The organism is Psychrobacter sp. P11G5 (assembly GCF_001593305.1).
In the GTDB taxonomy this organism is placed as follows: domain Bacteria; phylum Pseudomonadota; class Gammaproteobacteria; order Pseudomonadales; family Moraxellaceae; genus Psychrobacter.
This window is the reverse complement of record NZ_CP012533.1, coordinates 575,238-598,708: the sequence shown is the minus strand read 5'-3', so window position 1 is coordinate 598,708 and position 23,471 is coordinate 575,238. Positions and strand designations below refer to the sequence as shown.

Sequence of the window (23,471 nt, the reverse complement as noted above, 5' to 3'; positions counted from 1 at the left end):
CCTAACCATGCTGACATAAAGTGCTGACATAAATTTACGTAGCTAAATTTTTATAACCAAAAAGTGTCTGTCATAAAATAGCTATTATAAGGTATCTCATAGTCATTCATGACGTAAAAGTAGCCATTTATAAGATAAAAACTAACCACTTATAACGTAAAATATGCCTTCAATGCTTTACATTTGCCAAATGCAGGCCTATCGATACAAGATATCATTTAGGATCTAACGCATTTAGCATAACTTCTTATAATAACAAATACATAGGTCAAGTGGCGACCCTGTTATTAAGAAACAGGCCAAGAAAACACATTCATAACGGATTTATGAGTAAGCAGATACATCGATAAAAGAGTAAAAGCGAATCATTTAAAAATAGTGCCACAATCACTCGGAATTAGCAGCTATCAAGTCTGATTTAATTCTAATAATATCCATATTTGTTTTAGCAAACTTGCACTTTATAGCAACGACCCTTATGTTAGTATCACATATAATTAACAGCACTCAATAATTTCTAATAGTTAATCATTATTATTTAGCAAGGAAAAAACATGTCAACTGAAAACACTACTGCTATTCAAGAAGCCCGTCACGAAAAACTTATTATTCTAGGCTCAGGCCCAGCAGGTTATTCTGCCGCTGTTTATGCAGCACGTGCCAACCTAAAGCCTGTTATGGTTACTGGTATGGAAGTGGGTGGACAATTAACCACCACTACCGAAGTCGACAACTGGCCAGGCGATGCTCATGATCTAACAGGCCCTGCACTGATGGATCGTATGAAAGCCCATGCCGAACGCTTCGGTACCGAATTGGTTTATGACCACATTAATGCTGTCGATTTAAGCGAGCGTCCTTTTAAGCTGACCGGCGACAATGGCAGCTATACTTGTGATGCGCTTATTATCTCAACAGGTGCTTCTGCTCAGTATTTAGGTCTAGAATCAGAAACCAAATTTAGAGGTTTAGGCGTTTCTGCCTGTGCTACTTGTGACGGATTCTTTTACAAAGATCAAAAAGTCGCTGTCATTGGTGGTGGTAATACGGCAGTTGAAGAAGCTTTGTATTTATCAAACATTGCCTCTGAAGTTACTTTAGTGCATCGCCGTGATAGCTTGCGTTCTGAAAAAATTTTACAAGACAAATTATTTGAAAAAGCCAAGAATGGCAACATCAAAATCGAATGGAACCACAAAGTCAAAGAAGTAGTCGGCGATGACATGGGTGTCAATGGTGTTATCATCGAATCGATGATTGATGGCAGCACCAAGCAGTTAGATAGCCATGGTATGTTTGTAGCGATTGGTCATAAGCCAAATACTGACTTATTCAAAAATCAGCTAGACATGAAAGACGGCTACCTCATCGTTAATAGTGGTCTTAATGGCAATGCGACTCAAACCAGCATCGAAGGTGTATTTGCAGCAGGCGACGTAGCCGATCATGTCTATCGTCAGGCGATTACTTCAGCGGGTACTGGCTGTATGGCAGCACTTGATGCAGAAAAATATCTGGATGCCATTGGTGAAGCCGTTGCTACTGATCATACTTATGCATCAACCTTAACTGCTGATAATGAAGCTTAAATGAGTCATTTCTCTGAAAAGTTTACCCCTCATATCACGCCTGAGACCCTAAAAAGTCTTGGGCGTTATGACTTCCCTAACCCTGCCATCATTGATCCTGATGGCGTTGGGATTGTCGCTATAGGTGGTGATCTAGCACCTGAAACACTTATTTCAGCTTACGCACAGGGATTGTTTCCTTGGTTCAATGAAGATGAACCTATTGCGTGGTGGTGCCCTGAGCCGCGCTGTGTAATGGTGCCAACTGATTATGTGCCAAGTAAATCACTACGCCGTCAGGCCAAAAAGGAACGCTGGCAGCTTACGCTTGATCAAGCATTTGATGACGTCATACGCGCTTGTAGCTTACCGCGTAGTAATGCCCTCAATAATGAACAGACTGAGGGTGAGCATACATGGATTCACGATGAGATGATTGAGGCTTACACCGAGCTACATGCGCACGGCTTTGCTCATAGCGTTGAGGTTTGGGATGATAGCGGACAGCTGATTGGCGGCTTGTATGGTCTAAAAATAGGCAACATCTATTTTGGTGAGTCAATGTTTCACCGTAGCTCTAATGCTTCTAAACTGGCATTTTGGGGCTTGATGCGTTTATGCGAACAAAGCAATGTCGCACTTGTGGACTGTCAATTGCCCAATGAGCATTTGATGAGCTTAGGGGCTAAGACCTTGCCACGTGCTGATTTTTTGACACAGTTGGACACGCTTATTGGAGGCCATTCGGTACAATGGCAAAATAATTCTCATAAACCGATGGCAGTTGCTAGACTGGATATGTCAGAAGCATGGCAAATAAATGTTTAAAAAATAAAACTAAAGCACACGTAGTCTTCTGTCTATATCATTGCATGAATTCAGAGCTTTCTTATCCCTCCCCTTTTTGTTAATCATTACATTTATGAGATTACCCTATGGCAGCTGATACATCATTTTTACTGATTGGAACGTTGGCAGCACAGGCCAATACGACCAAAGATACAGTACGCCATTACGATCAACTAGGGCTGCTAAAATCGCGTAAACGCCAAGCTGGATCACGGCTGTATACTGAGTTTCATCCAGAATGCGTAGAACGTATTGAGCTCATTAAAAGCGCACAGGCTATTGGCTTCACCCTTATTGAAATCAAGGATAGTCTCAATGATTATTATGACGGTCAGCTAGATATTGATTTGCAGCTGATGCTTACGCAGCAAAAACTGGCACAAGTTAGAAAACAACAAGCCAATATCAGTGTTATGGTAGAGATGTTAAGCGAAAGAATTGATATTTTAGAGCGTATGAGAACAGACAGTGACTATAAAATCGATGTTGAAGTCTGTAAAAAGAAAATACCTTTACAACCTTAGGGCGTGTCCTCAATCTGAACGAGTGAACCTCTAATGGGCTAAAAATGGTGATTAAACATAAACACGCTGCATAATTAAAGCGTCAACTGTTGGCTGATGCGGTGCTTGATAATAGCCTTTACGTCTGTGAATCACAGTAAATCCTTGCTGCTCATATAAGGCAATAGCTGCAAAATTATCTGCGCGTACCTCTAATAGTAAGCTCTCCACCTTCTGATTCTGTAGCTCTTTATTTAAGCTAGTAAAAATTTGCGATGCGATACCTTGGCGCTGATAGTCAGGATGGGTGCCAATACGTAAAATTTCTGCTTGTTCAAAAACCACTTGATATAAACAATAACCAACTACCTTATTATTGATAGCCTTCTCTTGTTGCTCACAAATACTAAGCATCTTAATACTATCTTGCTTGAGCAATTCGATTAACGTCTCATAAGTCCACATGTCTTGCGGCTGTACCATAGCTTCAATATTTGCTACTGCTTGAATCACTTGTTCAAACTCTATTGCGTTAATTGGCAGCTCTTCTATACTTTCTACAATGAACACGGCCTGTCCTTTTATTCTTATTATTTAATGCGCTTATTTTATCGTAAACGTTAATCGTTGTTCACTTATATTATTTAATCCCCTTATTTCACCCACAAAAAAGCCACCCTCAATGAGAATGGCTTTTCGACTAACGGTTTAACTTTCTCAGATAACTCTGAGTGGGTTAAATCTTAGTTCAATACGTTAGCAACAACACCAGCGCCTACAGTACGGCCGCCTTCACGAATAGCGAAGCGAAGACCTTTGTCCATAGCGATTGGGTGGATAAGCTCTACGCCCATCTCAACGTTATCACCAGGCATAACCATTTCAGTACCGTCTTGTAATTGGATTGCGCCAGTTACGTCAGTGGTACGGAAGTAGAACTGTGGACGATAGCCGTTTAGGAATGGTGTGTGACGACCACCCTCTTCTTTTGACAGTACATATACTTCTGCGTCAAATTTGGTGTGAGGAGTGATTGAACCTGGCTTAGCTAGTACTTGGCCACGTTGTACGTCTTCACGCTTAGTACCACGTAGTAGTACGCCACAGTTTTCGCCTGCACGACCTTCGTCAAGCAGTTTACGGAACATCTCTACACCCGTACAGGTGGTTTTTTGGGTGTCACGGATACCAACGATTTCAATTTCGTCACCAACACGTACGATACCTGATTCAACACGACCAGTTACGACGGTACCACGACCTGAGATTGAGAAGACGTCTTCGATTGGCATTAGGAATGCTTTGTCGATGTCACGCTCTGGCTCTGGGATGTAGGTGTCTAGTACGTTTAGTAGTTCAACAACTGCTGGTTCGCCGTATGGGCCTTCGTTGCCTTTTAGGGCTTCGGTAGCAGAACCTTTGATGATTGGGGTGTCGTCGCCTGGGAAGTCGTAGTCGTTAAGAAGTTCACGAACTTCCATTTCTACTAGCTCAAGCAATTCTTCGTCATCGACCATGTCGCATTTGTTCATGAATACGATGATGTATGGTACGCCAACCTGACGTGATAGCAAGATGTGCTCACGCGTTTGTGGCATTGGGCCATCGGTCGCTGATACGACTAGGATTGCGCCGTCCATTTGAGCGGCACCAGTGATCATGTTTTTAACATAATCGGCGTGACCTGGGCAATCAACGTGTGCGTAGTGACGTGCTTCGGTGTCATATTCTACGTGTGAGGTGTTGATGGTGATGCCACGTGCTTTTTCTTCTGGAGCTGAGTCAATAGACGCGTAGTCTTTGGCTTCGCCGCCTGAAGTTTTAGCAGCTACGGTTGCGATAGCAGCGGTAAGGGTGGTTTTACCGTGGTCAACGTGTCCGATGGTACCAACGTTGACATGTGGTTTTAGACGTTCAAACTTGGCCTTTGCCATGGGTATTTCCTCTTTATTGGTGAATCTTCATTAATCAAAGATCGGTAAATAGCTGTTTGACGGCTTATGACAGAATTAAAACCATCAAACCGTTGACGCTAGGGTAGAACTATTAAACTTTAGTTATTAGCATAAACATACTATATGGGCACTATGCTAACATTTTCAATCTTTTCAGTATATGCGGTCATTATAATAGGTAGTAACTTATGTCAGTAACTTATCATATCTTAGTAGCTTACATAATAACTAATATACTGACAGCACTAAAAGGCAACACCTCGGTGTTACCTTTAAATTATCATTTACCGAGTTGACTTTACATTTTTCAATATCAGCGCAGAACTTTATATTTTTGTATAACGTGAATATCTTGGTAACCCATAACTGCCCACAACGTTAACGTTGCAAAAATCATATGAATAATAAATGGAGCTCATATTGAGAATTGAACTCAAGACCTCTCCCTTACCAAGGGAGTGCTCTACCGCTGAGCTATATGAGCGTATTTTAGGTAACCCTTATGGGTTTACTAAAAAAAATATCACGAAACAGTCAATAATGATAACTGATTGTCGTGATTAATTGTTCAATAATGATTTGCAATTGATGCCACATATATGGAGCGGGTGGCGGGAATCGAACCCGCGTCATTAGCTTGGAAGGCTAAGGTGTTACCATTATACCACACCCGCAATAACTCTTATGCAAAGTAACTCTCATAGTATAAATACAGAATAATAGTATAAATATAAAGAGTAATTATGTATAGCGAGTATGCTTGGCGTTATGACAAACTTAAGAAAATATGGTGGTGGGAGAAGGATTCGAACCTTCGAAGCTTTCGCGACAGATTTACAGTCTGTTGGGTTTGACCGCTCCCCAATCCCACCTTAGGTTGCTTTGAACAAAATCACTTTAATTTAAAGCAAATTCATAAAAAGCTACTTTGAAAGAGATGGTGCCGACTGCCGGGATCGAACTGGCGACCTACTGATTACAAGTCAGTTGCTCTACCAACTGAGCTAAGTCGGCTTGTTCTCTCAAAGTGGTGGCTATTCTATCAAATATTTTGACAGACGCAAGCTCTTTTTCGTTTTTTTTACGCTTATTTTGATAAAAAACTTCAAGCACTTGATTGTACTAGAGTTTTTTTATACAAAAAAATGCTGTTTATTGCACTTACTATATCTCCCTACTCTACTTTGCTAGGTATTGAGTAAATAGCACCTAGCAAATAGTACTGAACAAACACTATTTAATAACAACAGTCTCTAGCGAATACGCAATCCATCACAGGCCATTTTTACTGCTTTGACCAGTGCCAAGGCCTTTTTGTTAGTTTCGTCCCACTCTGCCTCTGGTATTGAGTCAGCAACTACTCCAGCCCCTGCTTGGATATGTATTTTACCGCGGCGCATTACTGCGGTACGAATAGCAATAGCAGTATCCATATTTCCGTGCCAGCCTAGATAACCGACCGAACCACCAAATACAGTACGGCGGACTGGCTCAACCTCGTCAATGATTTGCATAGCACGAATTTTGGGCGCACCTGATAGCGTGCCTGCTGGGAAAGTGGCACAAAAAACATCAAGCGCATCTTTATCAGGCAATATCTTGCCTTCGACGTTAGAGGCAATATGCATCACTTGTGAATAGCGCTCGATAAACATTTTTTCGGTGACTTTAACACTACCATATTCACAAACACGGCCAATATCATTACGTCCAAGATCAATCAACATCAAGTGCTCAGCGATTTCTTTTTTATCAGAAAGTAGCTCTTTTTCAAGTGCCAAGTCTTCTGCTTCATCTTGACCACGTTTGCGTGTGCCTGCCAGCGGACGGACAGTTACTGTGCCATTTTCGATACGTGATAAGATTTCAGGAGATGCGCCGATGATATCAAAGCGCTTATGATCATCAAGCGTATAACCGTGCACTAAGAATAAATAAGGTGATGGGTTTAAGAAGCGCAATGCCCGATATACAGCTAGTGAATCACCAGTGTAATCTGCAGTTAAACGCTGCGCAGGAACAACCTGCATCACGTCCCCTTCCAATATATAGTCTTTTATTTTATTGACGTCAGCGCAGTATTTTTCTTGACCGGTTTGTGATTTGAACCTTGGTGTAGGCATAATTGGCGCGCTTAAATTGGGCATTTCAGCGAGCTTGTCTTCGATCTTTTCAAGCTCACGAATGGCAGCGCCATAACCATCCTCATTATTACAATCGGCATAGACGATAATTGACAAGGTATTTTCGAGATTATCAAAGACAATCACACTCATCGATAGCATCAGCCACATATCAGGTAGCGACATTGGGTTCGGCGCATCCGATAATCCAACGCTCGGCTCAATAACTCGTACCATGTCATAACCGAAATAGCCCACTAACCCACCGCTGAAACTCGGTAACGCTTTTACCTCATCTACCGTTGGCATTTTATATTGCGCCATAAGCTTGCGAATATAATCAAATGGATCATCAACCGCATCGATATCGATTTTGTCATCTTTTTTGATGGTCATATAACCATCCGTATACTGCAAAATTAAGTCACTACCCAAACCAATCATCGAATATCGTGCCCAACGCTCACCGCCTACCACAGACTCAAATAGATAAGCTGAACCGCTTAAATCACGTACTTTAGAAAACACAGAGACAGGGGTTTGTGCATCCATTAAACGTTTTTTGACGAGGGGCGCATGGCTATACCCCTGTGTCTTAAAGGCATCATATTCTTCAAAGGTCATCATAGTAAACAGTCTCTTAGCACAAATTTGGCAAAAGATAAAAGTAGTAAAAACAGGAGTAATAGAATCACAGTACAAGCTTAATATTACGATGAATAAAGCCTGAACTAGTAAGAAATTGGAGACAGACCAAACTTAATCAAAACTTGGCTAGCCAGTATAACAAAACTGGCTAACGTTAGTATGGTTTAGGATTACTGAACAGTTCGTACCTCTATCGTAGAACCTCTCAAAAAGGCGAATAGTAAGACAAATAAGCTAAACGATTATTGCTTAAATAAATTGCTAATACTAGGACGTGTTGAACGAATTATCAAACACCGCCCATATTAAATAACCACAAAGCGATTCCGATAATAAGAATGACGATAAATACCCAAATAAACCAGCTACCACTAGGTTTTTTCTCTACATATCCTGCATTGGCAGGATTATCGATAGCTTGATCCATCGCATTGTTGCCTTCAGTACCCAGATCACGAGCCTGCCCTAGGTTAGCAGTCCCAGAGAACTGTGCAGTTGCCGCTTGTTTGGCACGTAGTACATCTGGATCAGCTTCTTCTTGGAGTGTTGTTTTGGTCGTCTTGTCATGCTCTGGAGCGACTTCTGGCTCTTGATGAGCTACTGGCTGCTTCGCTACCGGCTCCTTGGCTGTAAGTTCATTGTTTAGCGTCTCATTGTTTAGCGTCTCTTGAGACTTATCATTAGACATCACTGTCTCCTTTTCTGCTGCCGTACTTGGCGCTGAAGTTGGTTGAGAAGCAGGTTCTGCTACGGTAGCAACTGGCGTCTCTGCTGTCTCATTGTCCGCAGATAACAGCACTTCTGCAACTATCGTCTCTTTGACTACTGGCTCGTCTGCCTTCTCATTCAATGGACTTTCGGTCTTTACCCTATCCATCTCTGTACTATCAATCTTTGTGCTATCCACGCTGTCTACAATCGTATTTTCTTCGGTAGCGGGCGCTACGGGAGAGACTACTGGTGAAGAAACAACCGAATCCGCATCTATTACTGACTCATCAAGCGTCTTAGTTGTATCCTGAGCGTCAACCTGAGCTGACTCCAGCACTGCTGGCTGTTCTGTAGGTGTAACGACAGGTGTAGCGACCACAGAAGGGGCTTCTTTTTCTTGTTCGTCCGTATTAGCTACTTCAGCATCAGATGACGTAACGTCAGCTTGCGTACCAATTACTGGTTTAGCCACTGGGGCTGAATCCGTTTCGGCTTCCATTGGAGCGGCAACTTTAAAAACAAAGCTAGCAAAACCAACAGTATCATTAGAATTAAGATGCGTGGATTTATTCCCTTCAATACGTTTATCATTGATAAAGGTACCGTTCGATGAGTCCAAATCCTTAATATATAAATCACCGTTTAAGACACTAAGTAACGCATGGTTGCGTGATACTGACTTGCTTCCTAGCACTACATCATTATCATTCCCACGTCCGATAGATAAGCTATCATTAACGGTTAACGTTAAATCGCCAAGCGCCTCTGTTAGCGCATTAAGCTGCCAAGTAACCGTTTCTGCTTCTGTCTTTGACACATTATTCTCATCTAAGTTGCTTGTCATTTTGCTACTCCTTATTATAAAAATTTTGTTGAAACTGTTAGGTAATACCGCTTATTTAGTCATGCTGCAACTGATTAATTATTGCTATCTTATTTTGGAATGAAATGAGGTTTGATAATATTATCAAGTTTACTATATGGAATACTAAGCACTGGCATACCGTAAGCATATGGCCCGATAGAGTAATGCTGGTAACGAATATCGATACCTTTATCAGTCAATGTTACATTATCACTTAAGGTAAATGGCCAGCTTTTCTCATAGCTACCAACGTCATCAGCGACCGTGCTAATCCATTTTTTATAAGCATCATACGCTAACGCTTCAAAACGCGATTCTTTGCCCTTCTGCAACATGTCTGCTAGCTGTATTTGCTTTTTGCTACTTTGATCAAATATGAGATATTCACTAAACGGCATACCATGAGCGCCACCCGTAAAGACATAAGAACTTATCTCAAACAACTCAAAATTATTTACATGACCCAAATATTCAGGCGTGATCATCAAGTTATAAACAAACGCACTGCCCTCAGGTAAATCAGCAAATTGTGAAGCAGTAAAGTCATCAATGGCCGCTTTAACATCTGCTTGATTGCTTTTGGATTTGATAGGTGCCGACTCAGACGGTTTACTGTTGACGACTAAATTATTGATACGTGCATTGACAATATCGTTTATCCAAGCGTGATTGGTTTTAAGATATTTGACCTCAATCTTTGGACAGTTTTCGCGCTCAACACAGCGCTCTTGTAAGCTTTTAGGCAAATTATAATCGAGATAGTCTGTCGTACTGATGAGGGTAGAGGCATTGGCAGGTAGGATAATTGCACTCAACAGGATAGCACTACCAAAAACCGTAAGCGACTGTAGACCACCATTTATAATGGCTCTGCGCTTAGTTTTTAGACGCTTTATGGTATGAGTCCGAGTAGCTTTTGACATATATCCTCTTTAATTAATAGACGACATTTACAGATATTCTACCGTAATCATCATTGGTTATTGTAGGAACACTGTTTTAGCCGTTAGATTTTTAGCAGTATTTCTTTATTTTAAATAAAACACCTAAACGAAAAAAGACACGGCTGGCGTGTCTCTTACTAAAAATATGTATGATTAAATAATTAATCTTAATGCTCGCGTGTACTACTGAATGTCACTTCTGGATAGCGATCCTGCATCAGCTGCAAGTTGACACGTGATGGTGCAAGATAAGTTAAATAACCACCACCATCTAATGATAATTGGTCATGAGCTTTGCGTTTAAATTTAGCCAATGCTACCTCATCATCACAATGAATCCAGCGTACCGTTGCGATAGATACCGGCTCAAAAACACATTGTACTTTGTACTCTTCTTTTAGACGATGTGCGACTACTTCAAACTGGAGCACACCCACCGCGCCCAAGATTAAATCGTTATTAATCTGCGGCATAAAGACCTGTGTTGCGCCCTCTTCGCTTAACTGCTGCAAACCCTTTTGTAAGGCTTTAGATTTGAGTGGATCTTTGAGCACCACACGGCGGAAAAGCTCAGGGGCAAAATGTGGAATGCCGGTAAAGTTCAGCACTTCACCTTCGGTAAAGCTATCGCCAATTGAGATAGTACCATGGTTATGCAAACCGATAATGTCACCTGGGTAGGCTTCTTCTAACGCTTCACGGTCACCCGCGAGGAAAGTCAGAGCATCGGCAATGCGTACCTCTTTACCCAGACGCACGTGCTTCATCTTCATACCTTTCTCGTACTTACCTGAACAGACACGTAAGAATGCAATACGGTCACGGTGACGCGGATCCATATTTGCCTGAATCTTAAAGACAAAACCAGTAAAATCAGGCTCAGTAGCGGAGACTTCGCGCTCATTGGTAGGATGAGCTTTAGGGGGCGGGGAATACTTCACAAGCGTATCCAGCACCATATTGACACCAAAGTTACCCAATGCGGTACCAAACAATACTGGTGTCATCTCGCCAGCTAAAAACGCATCTACACTAAAATCTTCCAGCGCCATTTGTACCAGTTCAAGCGACTCTTCAAAAGAGTCAAACATTAGCTTACCCAAACGCTCACGGATATCAGGATAATCATAGCCTTCGCGAGTTTCAGCGACGGTCATATCACCGCCGTGACCCTTTTGATAAAAATAAGTTTTGTTTTCAGTTAAATGGTAGACACCAATAAAATCCTGTCCCATACCAATGGGCCAAGTTAACGGAATACATTTAATCTTAAGGACAGTCTCAATCTCGCTAAGCAGCTCAAGCGGTTCACGAATCTGACGATCCAGCTTATTGACAAATGAGATAATCGGCGTATCACGCATCCGGCACACTTCCATCAACTTGATGGTACGTTCTTCAACACCTTTAGCACCATCAACCATCATCAGCGCACTATCCACTGCGGTCAAGGTACGATAGGTATCTTCACTAAAGTCGGCGTGACCTGGGGTATCGAGCAGGTTGACCACATGGTCTTGATACGGGAACTGCATGACTGATGTGGTAATTGAGATACCACGCTCTTGCTCCATACTCATCCAATCTGAGGTAGCATGGCGATCAGTTTTGCGGCCTTTAACTTCGCCTACAACCTGAATCGCTTGACCCCATAGCAAGAGCTTTTCGGTCATGGTGGTCTTACCAGCATCCGGATGCGAAATAATAGCAAAGGTGCGGCGTTTAGCAACTTCGCGGGCAAGCTTAGCTGGAGATAGCTTGGTTGCTGGGAGTTTAGAATCTGCGCTCATAATGGATAACTTATCGTTAAATTTTGGAAGGAAATAGCAGGATATAACAGTAGGTATGAAGGATTTTAGTGGGCGTATTGTAGCGGATTTACGCCTAAAATGCTATTTTTACTGGCGTTTACTGGTGTCTTGAAACAATATGCATACTCATAATATATAAGATAGTACAGCAATCATAATACTTACTTGATACCCTTTTCTAATATTAAGCTTTGATATTAAAAGTATGTACTCTTGATAACTATATAGTAAGGAGATGGCTATGCTGCTCGAAAAGATTAAGACACCCGGACTTGCGCATTTATCTTATCTAGTCGGGTCAGGCGGAAAAGCTATAGTGATTGACCCGCGTCGCGACTGCGCAATTTACGTAGAAAAAGCGCGCGCAGCAGGGCTTGAGATTACCCATATTTTTGAAACCCATCGCAACGAAGATTTAGTTTCTGGCGCGCCAATTTTAGCAGACATGACGGGTGCTACCGTACTGCACGGACCGAACCCCGAACAGCCTATCGTCTATGCTCAAACAGTACGTGACGGTGATTGCTTCACCGTTGGCCAGCTTAAAATTCGAGTACTAGAAACGCCTGGCCACACTGATGACCATCTTGCTTATGCGCTATTCGATACCGCTTACCCAAAAAAGGCCGTTGGAGTTTTTACCGGTGACGCGCTATTCGTTGGTGATGTTGGGCGTACTGATTTCTACCCTGATCGACGCGAAGAAGTCGCAGGCCTGCTTTATGATTCGCTACAAAAGATCTTAGCGTTAGGCGATCAGGCTATTATTTACCCTGCCCACGGTGCTGGATCAGTCTGCGGATCAGGCATGGCAGAGCGCGAATTTTCTACTATCGGTCACGAAAGATTAAATAACCCACGTTTACAAATCACAGACCGCGACGCCTTTATACAATTCAAGATTAACGAAAATCACTACCAGCCGCCGTATTTCAGACTAATGGAACGACTCAATATGGAGGGTGGCGATGCGCCTCCGTTGGTTATTCGACCACGCAATATTTCGCTCCAACAACTCAATAGCTGTAACGCTGATCATTTAATCGATATTCGTGAGCCAATGGCATATGCTTCCGGTCACCTGCCCGGCGCTATGAGTCTACCTGTGGGCATGATTTCCGCCTTTGCCGGATGGTTCATCGGAGAGGGAGAAAGCTTAGCGCTGATTGCATCTAATGAAGATCAGCTTGCTACTGCTATGGAACATCTGGTGAGAATAGCTTTTGATAATGTTATAGGAGGTTATGTCGGTGTAGTCCCTGCTGCCGCGCAAGGTCAGAAGATGCAACAAACGCCTATGATCGGCACAACTGAGGTTGAAGATCGCCTTCATAACGCTGAAAACTGGACACTGCTCGACGTCCGTGACGCTGACGAACGAGCGACCACCGCGATTGAAGGGTCACAGCATATCTATGTCGGTGAGCTTAATGAACGTTGGCACGAACTCGATAAAAACCATCGTTATACATTGATGTGTGCCAGTGGCGCGCGAGCGACGGTAGCGGCAGGATGGCTAACGAGTCGAGGTTTCGACAAGCTTGATATTTATCTAGGTTCAATGGGGGCATGGAAAGCCGCGCATGACTGATATCTTAAACGCGATTATTTTTCTTCTCGAAGCGAATGCCTTCTTTTAGTTAGCAAATTTTTGAATAGTCGCGTTTAAATTAATTATTGCCTTAGGCTTAGCTGATACTTGGGCGATGGCAATAATTTCTTAAATAGCACTGACGGATTATTTATCTCAGACGAATAATCCGTAATCTGGCTCATATAATTTATTGATAACACGTCCTAGAAAAACTTATGTTAGAACTACTTTTTAGATTTTTTAATAATATCGTTCGATTTGCTCTGCTAAGAAATCGCCAGCTACGTCATTGACCAATGTGCAATCAACAACCCCGCGACGACTGTCTGTATTAGGATTAGTCGCACCTTTAGTCACATAGTCCACTTCGTAAATATCTCCTTTATAATCAACACCGCTATATAAATACGCAGGCTGATTTTTGGCTTCAAAAAACTCTACTTTAGCCGCTCTTTCATCATTGCCTGATCCTACTCTAAATTTAGTAGTACTGAATTTGCGATTATCATTAAAACGCTCTTCCGTCACCTCAATCCAATCGTCAAGCGTTTGATAGATGGTTTCATTTTTTGCATTAAAGGCTAAGAATAACCGCTCGCTAGTCGTTACAGGGATATAGCAAACTGACCCAACTGGGAAGCTGGCATCGGTTGCAATCCTAGGATAATTATTCAAATCAGTACGAATACCATTACTATTAGTTAGCGTATTGCCATCGTTGTAGCTATTGGCAATAACCCCCGATAAATCAAGAGCCTGGTAAGTGGTTTCATAATCAAATTTATTATTACTATTGTTTTCATAAACAGGACGCTTAATCGTACGCCTATTTACTTCAATATTTTTATTTTCAAGCCTACCTTCAAAGTTATCTGCCAATACTGTTTTGTCTAAATCATTGATGCCTAGGTTACGGTAGTTATTAACAATATTCCTAACTTTAATCTCACGCTCACCAGTGCGATAGGTCTCATCGATGCGCGCAACAGCATTAGCGTTCGCTTGATTATCATAACTACTATCGAAGCTCGTTATCGTAAACTCGTTGCTATTACCTGAACCAAAAATACCATTGTCTTCATCGTTGCAGCCAGCGAGAGTGATAGCCAATAAGGAGATGGTAAGCGGAGCAAGTAGTCGTTTATTTACTTTTTTCATCGCAGAGTGTCCTTATTAGTGAAGATGGTTTAATAGTAAAGGTATTGAGCTATGGTTGTTCCTGACGCTCGTAGCATACCTTTAAATATTTATATTATACTCCTAGCTTACATTAATACTGCTGGAGCGTGTATATCAAGCATGTACTTAAATTTACTAACCTATAAGACTTGCTTACAAATTGATAGCATAGGTTTACTACCGCTATATAGAGTTGCGTTAAAAATTTGTTATGCTGGTCAAGTTATATGGCTAACAAAATGAATTTTCTATAAAAACTGACAACAAAGGATGTGTTATGAAAACTCTATATTCTACTAAAGGCACGGTTACTGGCGGTCGTACAGGTAGTGCTAGCCTTCAAGACAGCGACTTGACGATTAATATGGTTGCACCGGGTTCTGGTAAAGAAGGCAACAATCCAGAGCAACTATTCGCCATGGGCTATGCTGCTTGCTTTGATGGTGCACTTGCTGCCGTCAAAGGGGTAGAGAAAGCAAAGTTTGATTCTACCACTGAAGTATCGGTAGATTTGATGAAAGGTGAAGGCCTAGATTTTCAATTGGCCGTTAAAATCCATGTGATTGGTGAAAATACAGAACTATCAGCGGATGAATTCCAACAGTTGGTTGAGAAAGCCAATAAAGTCTGCCCGTATTCTAAAGCTACCCATGGTAATGTCGATAGCGAAGTGACTTCAGAAGTAAAATAAGCGCTTAATAATGATAATGTCGTGAAATATAAAAAGCTATTAAATATATACAGCTATTAAAAATAAAAAAGAACTCAGCTGGTCTGGGTTCTTTTTTTATTGGCGACGAATTTGGCTCGTCAACATCGTAATTGTTTATTATTTCCACTATCCATTTATTAGTTTGCCATCAATTCGGCAAGAAGGTTTTTTATCGTTATAATGAGTGCATCTTTTTACCCAATACTTGCTGACCAATATTTGATAAGTGACTTTTTATGACCGATAACGACCACAATTCCCACTCGCCTATTAATCCCAATACGCTACCAAATTTTGCGTCCATGCCAAATGTGGCGACGATGGATACCAACCATGTAGACAAAGACCAGCCACCTTTTATTTTAGTCGATGGCTCTTACTATCTATTTCGCACTTACCATGCCTTACCAAAAACCATGCAAAACTCTCAAGGCTTAATCACCAACGCCATACGTGGGACGTTAAATGCGCTATTGAAATTAATGCGTCGCTATCACCCAACCCATATGGCCGTCTGCTTTGATACCAAATCGCCGACCTTTCGTCACGCGATGTCAGAAGAATACAAAGCCAACCGTCCAAAAATGGATATTGAGCTGGCTGAGCAGATTCCTTACATTCATCGTTTGGTGACGGCACTAGGGCTTCCTCTACTCCGTATCGAAGGCGCAGAAGCTGATGATATCATCGGTACGCTTGCCTATCGTGCCGTTGCTGAAGGCCATCATGTGGTCATCTCGACTGGTGATAAAGACATGATGCAGCTGATTAATGACTGTGTGATATTAGAAGACAGCTTTACAGGGAAGATTACTGATAGCGCAGGCGTGGTCGAAAAATTCGGTATTAATCCTAAGCAGATGATTGACTTTCTGACCCTCATGGGCGATTCGTCTGACGGCATCAAAGGCGTACCGGGTATCGGTAAAAAGACTGCCAAAGACTTGCTTAATGAATATGGCACTATCGACAATATGCTAACAAACGTCGCCGATATCAAAGGACGCGCTGGCAAAAATCTGGTCGAATATGCCGATGATATTCCGATGAATGCGCAGCTGGCAACTATCGTTACCGATTTAGAAATTGGCCAAGACTGGCAAGATTTAAAAATCAATACTGATCCTTGTGCTCACATTGATGAGCTAAGGGCATTGTACAATGAGCTTGAGTTTAGAAATGAGCTGGCCTCACTTGATCATCCCAATCATCCAGCCAACGGCTCGCAAAGTGTCGCCAATAGTCAGGCGGATGCTGAGTCACAAGCGCAAATCGCTAAATCTCTTCAATCAAACACCATTGATAATGTCACCGACAGTAAAAGCCATGATAGAGCATGGCATACGATTTTAGACGAGCCCGCTTTTAACAGCTTAGTTAAATTATTAGAGTCTGCGCCGCATTTCGTTATCGATACCGAAACCACCAGTGTCTATTGGCGTCAGGCGGAATTGGTTAGCTTGTCTTTTGCGGTAAAAGCGCACGAAGCCTATTATGTTCCGCTCACGCATAGCTTAGAAGGTGATGAGCTGACTGCAAAGCAACTTGATCGCGACACAGTATTAGCAAAACTTAAACCTATTTTGGAAAATTCCAAAATAGGTAAAATCGGTCAACATCTAAAATATGACGCCCATATTCTCAGTCATTATGATATCGACTTAGTAGGCGCTATTCATGCCAGCCCTAATAACTGGAAAATGGACACCATGCTTGCCAGCTATGTAATTAACGCCGCCATCACCCGTCATGGTATGGATGATCTGGCGCGCCACTATCTACAAACACAGACTATCAGCTATGAAGATGTCGCTGGTAAAGGTGCTAAACAAGTCACCTTTGATCAAGTAGCTATCGATATTGCTAGTGACTATGCTTGTGAAGATGCCGATATTACTTATCAGCTATTTGATGTCTTTAGCAAAAAACTTAATGAAGATGAAAACAACGCCAAACTACTGCACGAGTTAGAAATTCCAACTGCTGAAATACTCTGCCAGATGGAAGCGCATGGTATTTTGATTAAGCGTTCATTCTTAAATGAGCTATCAAAACGTTTTGATGAAGAAATTATCGCTCTAGAAAAACGCGCTTATGAAGTGGCTGGAGAAGAGTTCAATTTAGGCTCACCAAAGCAGCTTGGTGAGATGCTGTTTGATAAGCTTGGCGTCATTGGTGGTAAAAAAACCAAGTCAGGGCAATACTCTACTGGTGAAGCGGTATTGTCAAAAATCGATCACCCACTAGTGGAAATTGTACTTGAATATCGCGGTCTATCTAAGCTTAAAAGCACTTATACCGATGCGCTTGATAATGTCGCAGATGCTGAGACTGATCGCGTGCATACCAGCTATCACCAAGCGCTGACCAGTACCGGACGTTTATCATCTACTGATCCTAACTTACAGAATATTCCAATTCGTACCGCCACTGGTCGCCTGATTCGCCAAGCCTTTATTGCGCCACAAGGTCGCGTTATTTTAGCAGCGGATTACTCACAGATTGAATTGCGTCTTATGGCGCATTTTTCAGGCGATAAAAACCTGACTCACGCCTTTAACGAAGGGCTAGATATTCACGCGGCTACTGCTGCTGAAGTGTTAGGAAAAGATGTCGCTGATGTCACCCCGACCGAGCGTCGTAATGCTAAAGCCATTAACTTTGGTCTGCTCTATGGCATGAGTGCCTTTGGACTTGCCAAGCAACTACAGATGAGCCGCAATGAGGCGCAAGATTACATCGATATGTACTTCGAGCGTTACCCAGGCGTCAAAGATTATATGATCAACACTCGTGCCAGCGCCCATGATAGAGGCTATGTCGAGACTATATTAGGCCGCAAGCTCTATACACCTGATATCACCCATAGCAATCGTATGGTCAAACAAGGGGCTGAACGTGCGGCAATTAACGCGCCACTACAAGGATCAGCTGCTGACCTAATCAAACTGGCCATGATTGCCGTCGATAAAGTACTACCTAAAGAGCAGGCGAAAATGCTGCTACAAGTCCATGATGAATTAGTATTTGAAGTAGATACTGATAAAGTGGATGAAATTAGCCAACTCATTACTGATGCGATGCAAGATGTCTTGACGACCACCGCTGTTGAAAAAGGTTGGAAGGTAGACTTTGCTGTGCCGTTATTGGTTGAGACTGATAGTGGTGTGAATTGGGATGAGGCGCATTAGATTGGCAATATTAATAATGGGATTTGACTAATTAGTTATTATTAATAATATTATACTATTCAAATTAGCGTTATAATAAACGCATATTAAATTATCCAGTCCTAATGAGATAATTTGCAGTTTAAAAGTGAGCCTTTGGGTTCACTTTTTTATTTCTTAAAAAATCAGGAGCCCTTTATTTTGGCTACAGATGGCATCATCGAAGTCCCCGGTATTATCCTTATAATAGTGTGTTTAGTACGTTGCGCACAGTATGTAATGCAGAGTCATAGCAAACAAAGTCGTTATTTTTGGCTAGCATCAGTGCTCGTGTTTTTTGCAGTGATTCGTCGCGAGTTGAACTACTTACCAGAATTATTCATTCCAAGCGATTTTTCTCTTCTCAGTCATTCTTATGATTGGTGGGAAGATAGCGTACTGACAATCGTTTATATCCTTATTGTTGGATTGCTCACCTATTCATGGCGTTATCTCTGGGCAGTATTAAAAGATGTTGACGTATCAATATATGTCATCGTCGCCGTATTGGCGATAATACAGTACATGGGGGAGAACGCGATTGTATTCCCTTATGCCTTTGGTGGGATAATTGAAGAATCAGCAGAGACCGCTATTTATGGCATTGCGTTGATTTATTTATGGAAATTTAAGTTAGCTGATTTTGAAACTCAGACAACAGAAAACCTAGATTTAGAAACCGCAAGACGATAGCAAGTAGAGTTGATTATGGTATCTACCTTAGCGATTAACTTCGCTTATTAATTTGCTATACTAAATATAAGCACGAGGGACGATAGCAGTTTTAATTTGTTAATATTCGCGCAGTAAGTATAGCTGAATACTACCACCTAACGTTGTTACCTCGATTTACTCATTATTGATAACTATTAAGTCACTCATTATGAATATACTTATTACTGGTGCATCGCGTGGTATCGGTCTAGCCACTGCCAAAAAGCTAGCAGCAAAAGGTCATAGCGTTGGGCTATTTGCAACCAACACTACGACGCTTGAACAAGCTATCAAAGATAAAGCCTTCAAAAAGGCTATCAAACAAAAGCGCATCGTAACTGGTCAGCTTGATGTCGCCCAGCCAGATATGTGGGAAGATGCTATCACTCAAATGATTGATAACTTTGGTAGTATCGATGCGTTGATTAATAATGCTGGCGTGCTGGTCAGCGGCGCATTGCCAACGACGGATTTGGATGAGCAACTGGCTTTGATTGATGTCAACTGTAAAGGCGTGCTCATTGGCTGTCATAAGCTTGCCCCTTATTTGGCTGATAGCAAAAATGGTAAAATCGTCAATGTATCTTCAGCGTCTGCTATCTATGGTCAGCCTGAAGTGGCTACGTATTCGGCTAGTAAGTTTTTTGTCCGTGGTCTCACTGAAGGTCTTAATATCGAATACCGAAAGCTCGGTATCAAAGTCATCGATGTCATGCCGCTATGGGTAAAGTCCGATATGACAAAAGACATCGAGGTCACGAGTATTGATCGTTTAGGTATTCATTTGACGGTCAATGACGTAGCGAAAACGTTGTGCAAATTGACTACCTGCCCCAATCGTAAGATAAGAGGTACGCACTATGCCGTTGGCTTGCCAGCGAAAGTCTTTCAAAAACTGGCACAAGTAACCCCTGATCCTGTGATTCGCTGGGTAAATACTAAAGTTGGTGCGAAGTAGATTTTTAAACTAATCGCCTTAAACGAACCTTATAATTACTTCGAGATATAAAAAGATTATAGATTATAAAAAATTTTGACGGCTACCGAATTTCGGTGGCCGTTTTGCTTGCGTCTCGAATTTTAATGGCTTGCTCGATGGTTTTATCGGTGAAGGTATTGTCTTTAATAAGCGTACCTTTTATCGCCCCTGCTGCACTTTCTTCGCGAATTTCAGAACCAATATTAATAGACACATTAACGTCATTAGCAAATTGATTGCCACTTATCAGTGTGCCATCGTCCTCGACGATAACGCCCTGCTCGACTTGCTCAAAACGATTATTAATAATCTGATTGTCTTTAGCGCTGTCTAAGTGATAGCTGGCAAAGGGCGTTTGCTTAACCAAATAAGCACCACATGCAAAACCTTTTAAATTGCGCGACTGCCTTGATGCGACCCAAACACCGACTGGTTCATCTTGAAAGATATTATGGCGAATAATATTGTCACGACTGGACTCGGTACGCTTAAAATGATTGCCCCGCGTCGGATCGGCAGCATGCTCAAAACAATTGCGATACAGCAATATACTACCTGCGCCATTATGTATGAATTGATTATTCTCAATAAGATTATTGCTTGAAGAATCCACCGCTATCGCCTCTCGATTAGGCTTAAAAGTGCGAAAGCCATTACCGATAAAGACAGAGTTTTTAATCACATTATCGCGACTACCAAATTCGAGATATAACCCAACGGTTCCTGCGTTTTGAATGCGTACTTTATCAAAAGTAATGCCATGTACATGATCGCCGACGAACATACCACTGTTAATACTGTTGCGACTAGTAACGTTAACCACGCGAATATTTCTTGGAGCGAGTGCCCGATTGGCAGCAGGATCGATAAAGCCTCGTACGTAGCGCTGATTTGGTTGGCTATATTGACGAATATGTAGCGCATGACCATAGCCATCTACATGACAATTAGCAACGGCAATATCTTCGATAGCACTATCCTTCTTAGGTTTAATCGTAATTGCACTTGCCGTTGATTGGTTATCAGCCATCGTACTAAGCCTTGCTCCCTGACAGTCGAGTGAGCTGTGTGAGTCATTTAATTCAAAGCGTATCGACTGTTCTGTCAAATCACAACTTGGACTAAGGGCGCTGTGTCCTTGTACTTTTACTATCTGCTTAGGTGTTAATTGTTCGCAATCAATAATGGTCGTGGCTGTCGGTAGCTTAGCGTCAATCATTAGCGACTGTTTTGAATGAGCCTTATCAGAACTGGTATTGGTACTAGCAAAGGGCAAACGTTCACAAGCCGTCAAACCTGACATTAATCCTACCATGGCACCTATCAATGATAATTTAACAAACAACCTACTGTTTAGTACCATCACGTGTTTCCTGTTTTACTAATCGTCTTACATTTTTTGAACATCCTGTGACACCTTACTACTAGTCGTATTCTTTATAACACGTCAAACTGATCATGATAAACAATCATTACCAATAATAATAAGGATTTGATGATGAATAATTCAAAAACCCCACTACCAGAAGAGATGGATCATATTGACGGCAACATCCGTAATGATGATGACAGTTTAGATAATCAGGACAATCAACTGGTCGATTTAGACAATCCCATGTTACACACTATTGAGAACAACGATGTGATTGACAATAGCGCAGGGTTCGACAATTCGCAAGCAGGTAGTGGCGCGACCCAAGGACTTACACCAATGCATCGTCAAAACGTCGATGAAGCTCAAGTGGATGAGTTGTTGGTTGAGGGCAATTTAGATGACAACGATTATCCTGATATCGTCGATATCGCAGATAAAGACGCTGCTGAACGCACCAACGACGATGATTTTTAAGTCAGTCGTTTAATGATAAGGAAGTAGAAAAATAATTTAGACAAAAAAATACCGGACATAATGTTCGGTATTTTTTATGATTTAAAAATTTAATTAATTAAGCCCAGCCATTCAAAGTTCCCGCCCAACCTTTGACCAATGGCGCACTTAGCGCTTTAAGCAAATCAATATGCGCCTCATCTAAGTTCAACGCTGGAATATAATGATACTCTTGCCCGCCTGCATGCAGGAAGTTTTCACGGTTTTCAATAGCCAACTCTTCTAGCGTCTCTAAACAATCGGCAGAGAATGCAGGGCTGATGACTTGTACCGAACGTACGCCAGACTTACCCCAATCCTCTAGCACTACATCGGTATAAGGCTTGACCCACTCTTGCTTACCAAAGCGCGACTGGAAACTGATAATCCACTCGTCATCTTGTAGACCGAGCGCATGTGCAACTTGGGCGGCAGTACATTTACAGCGTTTTGGATACGGATCGCCCTTATCAGCATAGGGCTGCGGAATACCGTGGAAGCTAAACATTAGCTTTTCAGGTTTGCCATGCTCTGCTTGAAAACGGCGAATAGAATCTGCCAATGCTTGAATATAAAGCGGATGCGCAAAGTAGTCTTTGACAATCGTATAGTTTGGCAAGTTGCGTTGCTTTAACGTCCACTTCGTTAGCGCATCATATACCGCACCGCCAGAAGAAGCAGAATACTGCGGGAATAGTGGCAGGATAACGAAATGATCAACGCCTTCACTACGCAAAGTGTCCATGACATCCGGCAAACCAGGATTACCATAGCTCATCGCAGGATGCACAGAAACTCGAAACGGTGCAACACTATCGGCCAAGCGCGGCTCTAACAGCTCAACCTGACTCTTTAGAATTTTACGAATGGGCGAGTCGCCTTCCCAAATACTAGCATAAGCCTTTGCTACCCGTTTAGGACGACTTGGCAATACAAACAAGTTTAGAATAATCGCCCATAAAAATTTAGGGATTTCAATCACTCGTGGGTCTGATAAAAACTGTTTGAGATAGCGACGGACGGCAGGCGCAGTCGGCTCATCAGGTGTACCAAGGTTGACTAAGAGGACGGCAATACGTGGGGGCAGTTTAGGTTTCATAAGGGCATTATTTATTTAGTTATTAAGTCACTAGAGAGTATATAGTCAATTAAAAATAAAACTGCTATAGATGTAGACGCGCTACTGGTATAAATTTTACTTGCGTGCTGCGTTCCCAGAGGCTGCGCAAAATTCATCCCA

Annotated in this window: 18 protein-coding genes and 4 tRNA genes; 9 read left to right on the top strand and 13 right to left on the bottom strand. The window is 42.0% G+C overall.

What is annotated here, in order from left to right; translation table 11 throughout:
* Positions 1-554: 554 nt before the first annotated feature.
* From trxB to AK825_RS02510, 3 genes are all read left to right on the top strand, one after another.
* Positions 555-1,589: a thioredoxin-disulfide reductase gene (trxB, locus tag AK825_RS02520; RefSeq protein ID WP_068034478.1), complete on the top strand. Its 1,035-nt coding sequence runs from the start codon at positions 555-557 to the stop codon at positions 1,587-1,589.
* A complete protein-coding gene (aat, locus tag AK825_RS02515; RefSeq protein WP_068034476.1) occupies positions 1,590-2,396 on the top strand; it encodes a leucyl/phenylalanyl-tRNA--protein transferase in 807 nt (268 codons plus the stop codon).
* A gap of 107 nt (positions 2,397-2,503) precedes the next feature.
* The gene (locus AK825_RS02510) at positions 2,504-2,941 is read left to right on the top strand and encodes a MerR family transcriptional regulator (protein ID WP_068034475.1); all 438 of its coding nucleotides are present in this window, start codon (positions 2,504-2,506) and stop codon (positions 2,939-2,941) included.
* 51 nt (positions 2,942-2,992) lie between these two features.
* On the opposite strand, the gene rimI is transcribed toward AK825_RS02510, so the two are convergent.
* The 10 genes from rimI to AK825_RS02460 form a co-directional block, all read right to left on the bottom strand.
* Positions 2,993-3,490: a ribosomal protein S18-alanine N-acetyltransferase gene (rimI, locus tag AK825_RS02505; protein WP_068034472.1), complete on the bottom strand. Its 498-nt coding sequence runs from the start codon at positions 3,488-3,490 to the stop codon at positions 2,993-2,995.
* Between the two features lie 173 nt (positions 3,491-3,663).
* Entirely contained in the window at positions 3,664-4,854 is a 1,191-nt protein-coding gene (gene tuf, locus AK825_RS02500) for an elongation factor Tu (RefSeq protein WP_068034471.1), read from the bottom strand.
* A 430-nt stretch (positions 4,855-5,284) separates the two neighbouring features.
* Positions 5,285-5,359: transfer RNA gene (locus AK825_RS02495), tRNA-Thr, on the bottom strand.
* Positions 5,360-5,475: 116 nt separating this feature from the next.
* A tRNA-Gly gene (locus AK825_RS02490) sits at positions 5,476-5,549 on the bottom strand.
* Between the two features lie 114 nt (positions 5,550-5,663).
* A tRNA-Tyr gene (locus AK825_RS02485) sits at positions 5,664-5,747 on the bottom strand.
* A 66-nt stretch (positions 5,748-5,813) separates the two neighbouring features.
* Positions 5,814-5,889, bottom strand: a tRNA-Thr gene (locus AK825_RS02480).
* A 239-nt stretch (positions 5,890-6,128) separates the two neighbouring features.
* Positions 6,129-7,625: an anthranilate synthase component I gene (gene trpE / locus AK825_RS02475; protein WP_068034466.1), complete on the bottom strand. Its 1,497-nt coding sequence runs from the start codon at positions 7,623-7,625 to the stop codon at positions 6,129-6,131.
* Between the two features lie 310 nt (positions 7,626-7,935).
* Complete coding sequence (locus tag AK825_RS02470) at positions 7,936-9,201, bottom strand: FHA domain-containing protein (RefSeq protein ID WP_068034464.1); 1,266 nt, start codon at positions 9,199-9,201, stop codon at positions 7,936-7,938.
* A gap of 89 nt (positions 9,202-9,290) precedes the next feature.
* The gene (locus AK825_RS02465) at positions 9,291-10,145 is read right to left on the bottom strand and encodes an RsiV family protein (RefSeq protein ID WP_068034462.1); all 855 of its coding nucleotides are present in this window, start codon (positions 10,143-10,145) and stop codon (positions 9,291-9,293) included.
* 188 nt (positions 10,146-10,333) lie between these two features.
* Positions 10,334-11,956, bottom strand: coding sequence for a peptide chain release factor 3 (locus AK825_RS02460; RefSeq protein ID WP_068034460.1), 1,623 nt, complete (start codon positions 11,954-11,956; stop codon positions 10,334-10,336).
* Between the two features lie 262 nt (positions 11,957-12,218).
* Between AK825_RS02460 and AK825_RS02455 the strand changes: the two genes are divergently transcribed.
* Positions 12,219-13,568, top strand: coding sequence for a rhodanese-like domain-containing protein (locus AK825_RS02455; RefSeq protein WP_068034458.1), 1,350 nt, complete (start codon positions 12,219-12,221; stop codon positions 13,566-13,568).
* 243 nt (positions 13,569-13,811) lie between these two features.
* Here AK825_RS02455 and AK825_RS02450 read toward each other — a convergent pair whose 3' ends face one another.
* On the bottom strand, positions 13,812-14,729 hold the full coding sequence (locus tag AK825_RS02450) for a hypothetical protein (RefSeq protein ID WP_068034456.1): 918 nt from the start codon (positions 14,727-14,729) through the stop codon (positions 13,812-13,814).
* A 298-nt stretch (positions 14,730-15,027) separates the two neighbouring features.
* Here AK825_RS02450 and AK825_RS02440 point away from each other — a divergent pair, with 298 nt between their 5' ends.
* The 4 genes from AK825_RS02440 to AK825_RS02425 all read left to right on the top strand — a co-directional run bounded on the left by AK825_RS02440 (position 15,028) and on the right by AK825_RS02425 (position 20,343).
* The gene (locus tag AK825_RS02440) at positions 15,028-15,441 is read left to right on the top strand and encodes an Ohr family peroxiredoxin (RefSeq protein WP_068034453.1); all 414 of its coding nucleotides are present in this window, start codon (positions 15,028-15,030) and stop codon (positions 15,439-15,441) included.
* A gap of 257 nt (positions 15,442-15,698) precedes the next feature.
* Positions 15,699-18,653 carry a DNA polymerase I gene (gene polA, locus AK825_RS02435; protein ID WP_068034451.1) on the top strand — a complete coding sequence of 985 codons (2,955 nt, stop codon included), beginning with the start codon at positions 15,699-15,701 and terminating at the stop codon, positions 18,651-18,653.
* 114 nt (positions 18,654-18,767) lie between these two features.
* On the top strand, positions 18,768-19,364 hold the full coding sequence (locus AK825_RS02430; RefSeq protein ID WP_227514104.1) for a hypothetical protein: 597 nt from the start codon (positions 18,768-18,770) through the stop codon (positions 19,362-19,364).
* A gap of 190 nt (positions 19,365-19,554) precedes the next feature.
* The gene (locus tag AK825_RS02425; protein ID WP_068034449.1) at positions 19,555-20,343 is read left to right on the top strand and encodes an SDR family NAD(P)-dependent oxidoreductase; all 789 of its coding nucleotides are present in this window, start codon (positions 19,555-19,557) and stop codon (positions 20,341-20,343) included.
* A gap of 82 nt (positions 20,344-20,425) precedes the next feature.
* Here AK825_RS02425 and AK825_RS02420 read toward each other — a convergent pair whose 3' ends face one another.
* On the bottom strand, positions 20,426-21,727 hold the full coding sequence (locus AK825_RS02420) for a right-handed parallel beta-helix repeat-containing protein (protein WP_068034447.1): 1,302 nt from the start codon (positions 21,725-21,727) through the stop codon (positions 20,426-20,428).
* Positions 21,728-21,862: 135 nt separating this feature from the next.
* Between AK825_RS02420 and AK825_RS02415 the strand changes: the two genes are divergently transcribed.
* On the top strand, positions 21,863-22,213 hold the full coding sequence (locus tag AK825_RS02415; RefSeq protein WP_068034445.1) for a hypothetical protein: 351 nt from the start codon (positions 21,863-21,865) through the stop codon (positions 22,211-22,213).
* A 97-nt stretch (positions 22,214-22,310) separates the two neighbouring features.
* Here AK825_RS02415 and hemH read toward each other — a convergent pair whose 3' ends face one another.
* On the bottom strand, positions 22,311-23,330 hold the full coding sequence (gene hemH, locus AK825_RS02410; protein WP_068034444.1) for a ferrochelatase: 1,020 nt from the start codon (positions 23,328-23,330) through the stop codon (positions 22,311-22,313).
* Positions 23,331-23,471: the final 141 nt, after the last annotated feature.

Bases quoted from the DNA above. Each gene is read 5' to 3' on its own strand.
- trxB (WP_068034478.1), top strand. From the start codon at position 555: ATGTCAACTGAAAACACTACTGCTATTCAAGAAGCCCGTCACGAAAAA.
- aat (WP_068034476.1), top strand. From the start codon at position 1,590: ATGAGTCATTTCTCTGAAAAGTTTACCCCTCATATCACGCCTGAGACC.
- AK825_RS02510 (WP_068034475.1), top strand. From the start codon at position 2,504: ATGGCAGCTGATACATCATTTTTACTGATTGGAACGTTGGCAGCACAG.
- tuf (WP_068034471.1), bottom strand. From the start codon at position 4,854: ATGGCAAAGGCCAAGTTTGAACGTCTAAAACCACATGTCAACGTTGGT.
- trpE (WP_068034466.1), bottom strand. From the start codon at position 7,625: ATGATGACCTTTGAAGAATATGATGCCTTTAAGACACAGGGGTATAGC.
- AK825_RS02470 (WP_068034464.1), bottom strand. From the start codon at position 9,201: ATGACAAGCAACTTAGATGAGAATAATGTGTCAAAGACAGAAGCAGAA.
- AK825_RS02465 (WP_068034462.1), bottom strand. From the start codon at position 10,145: ATGTCAAAAGCTACTCGGACTCATACCATAAAGCGTCTAAAAACTAAG.
- AK825_RS02460 (WP_068034460.1), bottom strand. From the start codon at position 11,956: ATGAGCGCAGATTCTAAACTCCCAGCAACCAAGCTATCTCCAGCTAAG.
- AK825_RS02455 (WP_068034458.1), top strand. From the start codon at position 12,219: ATGCTGCTCGAAAAGATTAAGACACCCGGACTTGCGCATTTATCTTAT.
- AK825_RS02450 (WP_068034456.1), bottom strand. From the start codon at position 14,729: ATGAAAAAAGTAAATAAACGACTACTTGCTCCGCTTACCATCTCCTTA.
- AK825_RS02440 (WP_068034453.1), top strand. From the start codon at position 15,028: ATGAAAACTCTATATTCTACTAAAGGCACGGTTACTGGCGGTCGTACA.
- polA (WP_068034451.1), top strand. From the start codon at position 15,699: ATGACCGATAACGACCACAATTCCCACTCGCCTATTAATCCCAATACG.
- AK825_RS02425 (WP_068034449.1), top strand. From the start codon at position 19,555: ATGAATATACTTATTACTGGTGCATCGCGTGGTATCGGTCTAGCCACT.
- AK825_RS02420 (WP_068034447.1), bottom strand. From the start codon at position 21,727: ATGGTACTAAACAGTAGGTTGTTTGTTAAATTATCATTGATAGGTGCC.
- AK825_RS02415 (WP_068034445.1), top strand. From the start codon at position 21,863: ATGAATAATTCAAAAACCCCACTACCAGAAGAGATGGATCATATTGAC.
- hemH (WP_068034444.1), bottom strand. From the start codon at position 23,330: ATGAAACCTAAACTGCCCCCACGTATTGCCGTCCTCTTAGTCAACCTT.